This window comes from Coprococcus sp. RTP21204st1_G4_RTP21204_210225 (assembly GCF_040915385.1).
Classification (GTDB): domain Bacteria; phylum Bacillota; class Clostridia; order Lachnospirales; family Lachnospiraceae; genus Allocoprococcus; species Allocoprococcus comes.
Window position 1 is genome coordinate 346,933 of record NZ_JBCPDP010000001.1, and the last position, 6,271, is coordinate 353,203.

4 protein-coding genes, 3 tRNA genes and 1 riboswitch are annotated in these 6,271 nt (G+C 40.6%); all 7 genes read right to left on the reverse strand.

Annotated elements, in window-relative coordinates:
• Positions 1-65 precede the first annotated feature (65 nt).
• Positions 66-1,211 (reverse strand): beta-aspartyl-peptidase, encoded by a 1,146-nt coding sequence (gene iadA, locus AB5213_RS01650; protein WP_055157883.1) that lies wholly within the window; start codon positions 1,209-1,211, stop codon positions 66-68.
• Positions 1,212-1,324: 113 nt separating this feature from the next.
• A complete protein-coding gene (locus tag AB5213_RS01655; protein WP_055249406.1) occupies positions 1,325-3,256 on the reverse strand; it encodes a GGDEF domain-containing protein in 1,932 nt (643 codons plus the stop codon).
• Positions 3,257-3,275: 19 nt separating this feature from the next.
• Entirely contained in the window at positions 3,276-4,925 is a 1,650-nt protein-coding gene (locus AB5213_RS01660; RefSeq protein ID WP_368276252.1) for a diguanylate cyclase, read from the reverse strand.
• Positions 4,926-5,261: 336 nt separating this feature from the next.
• Positions 5,262-5,345: riboswitch (cyclic di-GMP riboswitch) on the reverse strand.
• 65 nt (positions 5,346-5,410) lie between these two features.
• Positions 5,411-5,734, reverse strand: a complete 324-nt coding sequence (locus AB5213_RS01665; protein ID WP_368276253.1) for a hypothetical protein — start codon at positions 5,732-5,734, stop codon at positions 5,411-5,413.
• A gap of 69 nt (positions 5,735-5,803) precedes the next feature.
• Positions 5,804-5,874 (reverse strand) — tRNA-Cys (locus AB5213_RS01670).
• A gap of 3 nt (positions 5,875-5,877) precedes the next feature.
• Positions 5,878-5,949, reverse strand: a tRNA-Glu gene (locus AB5213_RS01675).
• Positions 5,950-6,007: 58 nt separating this feature from the next.
• A tRNA-Asn gene (locus AB5213_RS01680) sits at positions 6,008-6,079 on the reverse strand.
• Positions 6,080-6,271 lie beyond the last annotated feature (192 nt).

Below are 6,271 nucleotides of genomic sequence, written 5' to 3' on the forward strand. Positions count from 1 at the left end.
AAGGCTTTTCCGGCATTTCCGCAAGGGAATATTTTAACAGGCTAACGTTGTACTTTATTCAATTCCTATTTTTCATAGGTTCCCTTGCAAATGATTTTTTCTTTTTGCATAAAGATTTTTCCACCTGCAATATAACTGTCAAGCTTCAGGTCATTGTCCCACAAAAGCAGATCTGCATCGGCTCCTTTTTGTATTGTCCCTTTCTTACCCTGCAATCCCAGTGCCTCCGCTACATGTGATGTCATATATGGAAGTGCATCTTCCAGCTTCATATCAAGCTCATGTACCATATACAGAAGTTCTTCCCGCAGCGCATCTACTGAGGAAACACCGATTTCCAACAGGCTTCCGTCTTCTCTGTATTTTGACCAGCTTCCGTGTCCGTCGGAGCTGATGGTAATATGCTCTGTCGGGATTCCCTTTTCTTTTGCTTCTAAAATGCATCCGCCCGGACAAAAGTCCTCACTGATGCCACAGGTGAGATCGATGTATCCACCCTTTTCAAGCAACTGATAGCCCTCTTCCAGAAGACCTTTTCTGCGGTTCACATGAGTCGGACGGAAAATCTTGATCGGAATCATACTCTTTTCCAAAGCTTCAAACACCGGCGACAATCCAGCATCTGCATCTCCCATATGCAGCACCACGATTCCAGGTTTTCCGCTTAACATACCTGCCGTTCTGGTCTTGCTCGCAAGTTGGATCAGTTCACTTTCCGTCACATTCGGTGCCCGATGATCTGAAATGGCAAGTTTCACGCCAAGTACTTTTTCAACAAACATAATATCCCGATCTACCTCTCCGGTAATAGTCGGACTTGGATATCCATATGCACCGGTAAGCATATACGCACTTACCCCTTCTTCGCATAAAGCCTGTACTTTTGCGTAAAGATTTTCAACACTCCTTGTAAGTCCGTCCGTTCCAAGAAGTCCTACAACCGTTGTAATTCCGCCTTTTACCAATTCTGACAGCTGAAGTTCCGGTGTACGGGTATGAAAGCTTCCTTCCCCACCGCCTCCGGTAACATGAACATGCTGATCAATAAACCCCGGTGTAAGAATTCTTTCCTCTGCATCAATAACTTCACATGCGATCGGAAAATCCTCGATCTTATCTTCCATACATTCAATTTTTCCCCCACATACTAAAAGATCCTTTTTTCCAACATACTCCGGTGCATAAACTTTTGCATTTTTAATAAGTAACATTTTCTTTCCTCCTCTTTATGACATTCTTTTATTTTCATACATTAATTTGTCTGCCTGATGAATTGCATCCGCAATCGGATGTCCCCATGTGTATCTACTATCTCCCTTCCCTCTTAATTTTCTCTTTCTATATTATCCTGCTTCTTCAGCAATTCCAAAAGCTCTTTTTCAGGAAGCGGCTTGGAAAAATAATAGCCCTGAATCATCTCGACTCCCCAGCTGCTGATCTGTTCCATTTCTTCCTGTGTTTCCACCCCTTCGGAAACAATATGATAATTCATTTTATGAAATGTTTCTACAACACTTTCATAGAAAATTGCCCGTTTCTCATCCCTGCAGATATCAAAAAGCAGAGATCTGTCAACCTTGATCACAGAAAACGGAAGCCTCATTACCGTATTCAGATTCGCATATCCGGAACCAAAATCATCCAGACACAAACCAATGCCAGCGTCCGTAAATTCCTCCGCAACTCTTCTTAGACTCGCATTGCATTCAGTCGCAACCGTTTCCGTGATTTCAAACTGTATCCAGTTATGTGGAATCTTATAAGCATCCATAATCCGGATAAAATGTCTGCTACAGTCATTTCTCATCAGATCCAGAGAAGACAGGTTCACTTTTACATTCAGAAGATGCCTCATCAGGTATCGGTTTTCTCCTAAAAATCTGCAGACACGACTAAACTGTAGATCTGTGATCTGTTCGATCATGTGATTCTTTTCTGCAATCTGAATAAATACATCTGGTGCGATCCAGCCAAGCTCCGGATGCTGAAGGCGACTTAGCGCTTCCAGTGTGATAAAGCATTTTTTCCGTGTAGAGTAAACCGGCTGATAGTATATCTCGAACAGATCCTCTGTAATCGCCTTATGCAAATACTGTTCTACCCGTTTATTATAAAGGAAACCATTCATCGTCTGATAATCATCCTGTATCACCTCTGTCAGACCATTTTTCGCAGATAAGGCTTCCAGATATTCAGCATATTCTAGAATAAGCCCGCTGTCTCCGAGTTTCTGCGCATTCATGATCCCGCTTATGATCACAGGCATCGTAATAATTTTATTGTTGACATTCAGCTTACTGTTTCCATCAAACATTCTCTTCAGCTGCGTAAGATAATATTCATATTCTTCAAGTGAACCGGTGAGTATCATAAAACTCTTTCCCGTTGTACGAAATGCTTTTTTCCCGCACATCTCACCAAGTTTTCTTGCTGTCAGCTTTAAGATTGAATTACCGCCCTGTACCCCTGCGATTTTATTAATGTGCTTCAATTGATAAAGATACACCGTAATAATGTGAAATGATTTTCCCGCACTGATCAGCTCATTGCTTTTTCTGACCAGATACAGATGATTATATAATCCGGTAAGTGTATCGATATTTGCATGAGGATTGTTGATCGTAATAAATAGTACCAGAATTCCCAGACTCATACCAAACCCTGTTGTAAGAAGCGGATGATATAAAAGCTGGATCACCACTCCCGCACCGGATATCAACAGGATTTCCAGCAGGCTCTTCACTTTTTGATAGCCCAGTTTTTTCCGCCATAAAACAATAAGGATCAAGGCTGCTGCCATATGACAAAGTGCACTGTAATACATCAGCATATACCATGGACCTTTCATATAGCCTGCCGGTATATCAAAATAAAACAGCTTTTCTGTGAACGGGTTTGTCAGAATCATCCCCATCAGAATGAATGTCGGCACACCTGATAAAAACATCTTTTTTGCCGAAATGATCTTATTATCATGTAATGTCTGAATATAACAGATCACCGTAAACGGCAGCAATGCCTGAAGCAGATAAAAGATCGTTGTTGCAAGCATTGCAGCAATTTCACAATTACTATTTGGAAAAGAAATATAATAATTACTGGCAAGTTCCGCAACCACATCTAAAATACCGATGATGGCAAAGGAAAGGAATACCTGATTATTCAGATCCTCTGCTCTTTTCTGTCCCAGAAAATACCATAAAACCAGCAACAATATAACCATTGCCGCAATAAGAAAATCTATATTATAAGTCATATTTATCCTCCGCCGGTTTTTATTTATTTGAACAAAGCATATCGTCTGCCTGCTGTTTCCAGTCACTGAACGAAAGAAGACTACCATTCTTTTTTCTCAGATAACTATACCCGAACTTCAGCCGCACAGGCTGTCTGTTTCCACATTCTTCTTTCATCTCTTCTTTTATAAAATGCTCCCATTCTTCCGGTGTCTTTTGCGGGTTTTTTACGATAATCGCAAACTCACCACCATCAACACGAAAACTTACTGCCTGCTGTTCCAGAACACTTCTTTCTGCACTCTGGATGCTTCTTGCCGTTCGGATAACCGTTTCATCACCCATCTGTCTTCCAGACATATCATTAATCTTCTTCAGTTCTGCAATTTTCACAAACAACAATAATACATTTTCAAGTAAAATCGCACCCTCCTGGATCTCTTCAAGATACATCTCAAATGATTTCCGGTTTTTCATATCTGTCATCCGGTCTTCCAAGGACATTCTCCTATAAACCTCCTGTTCCAGGCAAAACTGAATGTTGTTGGATACTTTACAAAGCAATCCCCAAAACAAAACAGCAATATAAAGAAGAATGCCAAACTGGAAAATAGATTCATACCAGTAAATGGATAATACCCAGTACAGTACCAGTGCGATTACACCGCTTATCCCTAATACACTAAATGCCTTTAGACAGAGATTTACTTCCTTCTCCTGCGTTTTCCGATACTCTTTCCACAAAAGAAGGATCATAGACACAACCCCCGTAAACAATAAGAGATGTGTGATATATAACATATGTATAAAAGGAATCTTAAACAGAAGATGCAGGATCCCCTGTAAAACAGCATTTGCATAAAGAAGAAAAATCCAAACCTGCGGTATCCATCTTACACTTTCACTTACTGTATTTTGTATAAATAGCAGCATAGGAACAGACATCGTCATAAACGCATAAAAGGATACCAACGTTCCTGCTGCACTCTGACTGCCATACATCTGGTAAATTCCTGAATCCAGAATACACCACAAACTGCATAAAAGCAAAAACAATGCTACATTTAAAAATCTCTTTTCTACAATCTGCCTGTATCTGGTATAGAAAAAGACAATCACCGAAACGAGACCGAGACCGGTCATTCCCAAAACTACCAGTATCGAAAAAATCGATCCTAGCAGATGCTGTCTGAAAACAGAACAAAACTCTCCGATCATCGGGGCATACACATATAGTCTGGCATTCTTTTTAGTTTCATAGCTGATTGATAACACTTCCTGCCCGATTTTCTCCGGCAAAGAAATATCTGCCCATATTTTCCCTTTCATCTGCCTGTTTTTTTCAAATCTGTTATCCTTATATTGGTAGAGAAGCCGGTCTCCTATGCAGACTTCCAGCTGATCCTGTATTCCTCGGATCGACAAGATTTTTCCCTTATCAGCCTCTGATAACATATCATTGTAAAGAATGATCTGCCCATCTTTATCCGCTGTAACAAAACACGGCAATTTGAGCTCCGTCTTTTTCCCATCCTTCAGCTGATACCATCCATTGCTGAAGGTGTACAACTCGCCCCTTTCCGACTCCGTACCCGGCTGATACAGTATTCTGACAAAAATAAGCAACAATGTCACAATGAGCAAAATGCAGAATGCTTCAATTTTTTTCCATTTCTTTCCTTTTTTCATTTCCCTCATCTCCTATGCATTCTGCCGGAAGCTTTTCTACATAGAAAATGTAATTTCCTATGCAAAAAAGAATGTGCCTCGGCACATTCTCGCGCCGAGCGCGTTGCTGAGCGCCAGTGGCGCTCGTTAAGCAACGACCGAAGCGGAGCGTAGACCGCTTGCGACATTCTTCATCTTCGTGCGAGTGCGCATCTCCGGCACGCAGTGCCTTTTGTTTCATAGGAAGTTCCTTCAAAATTTCCTATGAAACAAAAAAGTCACCTGCGTTATACAGGTGACTAAAATTTAAGCCGAATAACTTTTTTCACTTACTCTATTAACCTATCCGCATCTTCTTATTGCAACCGGCTGACATAGCGTACTGCCTTAGTCCCTTTGGCTTTGCGTCACAGTTTTTCAACAGCTTTGCCCCTATAAACATAATTCAAGTATAGCATATTCAAGATGACGAAACAATATTTTAATTGTTATAATAATCTATAGTTTTACACATAATCCATAACAAGAAACATCGGTTTAATTGCTACGATTTCATCATATTCTTCTTTCTCGACCACTACATCCGAATTCAATGCTTTCAAATCGCTTTTCAAAACCTGTAATGCTTCAGGAATTGTTTTTGCTCGTTCTTCTCTCATGATCTCCTGCATTCTCTGTAGCACAATTGGATGAGCATAATGAGCAGGTATTGGAAATTCCAGATACTTTCTGATATATTCTTCCATCTGCTCAATGGCTCCCGAAAGCTGATTTTCAATATATTTTCTGTTATTTTTTGATGTAGGAAGCACATTCTTCACATACCGCATTTTTATATATGGTATATTATATTTGTATACCAAAAAATCTGGAAACATTTGTTTCCAGATTTCTCTTAGAGGCGCCAACCAGATTTGAACTGGTGATAGAGGTGTTGCAGACCTTTGCCTTACCACTTGGCTATGGCGCCAGATGACTCCGACGGGAATCGAACCCGTGTTACCGCCGTGAAAGGGCGATGTCTTAACCGCTTGACCACGGAGCCAGATATTGATTTTTTTCAAAATTAAAATCTGCAAGTAATTGGCTGACAGATTTTAGAACTCCCCGAGTTGGGTTCGAACCAACGACCCTTCGGTTAACAGCCGAATGCTCTACCGCTGAGCTATCGAGGACTACTTTTATTATTATAAACACTTTACATATATTTTGCAAGTGCTTTTTTCATTTTTTATGTACTCTGAAAACCACATACAAATTTAAATCTTTACTCCATCCATTCTTCCTTACCCTGTCCTACCTTCTTGGTTATGCCCTCGACCGATTAGTAACAGTCAGCTCCATGCATTACTGCACTTCCACCTCTG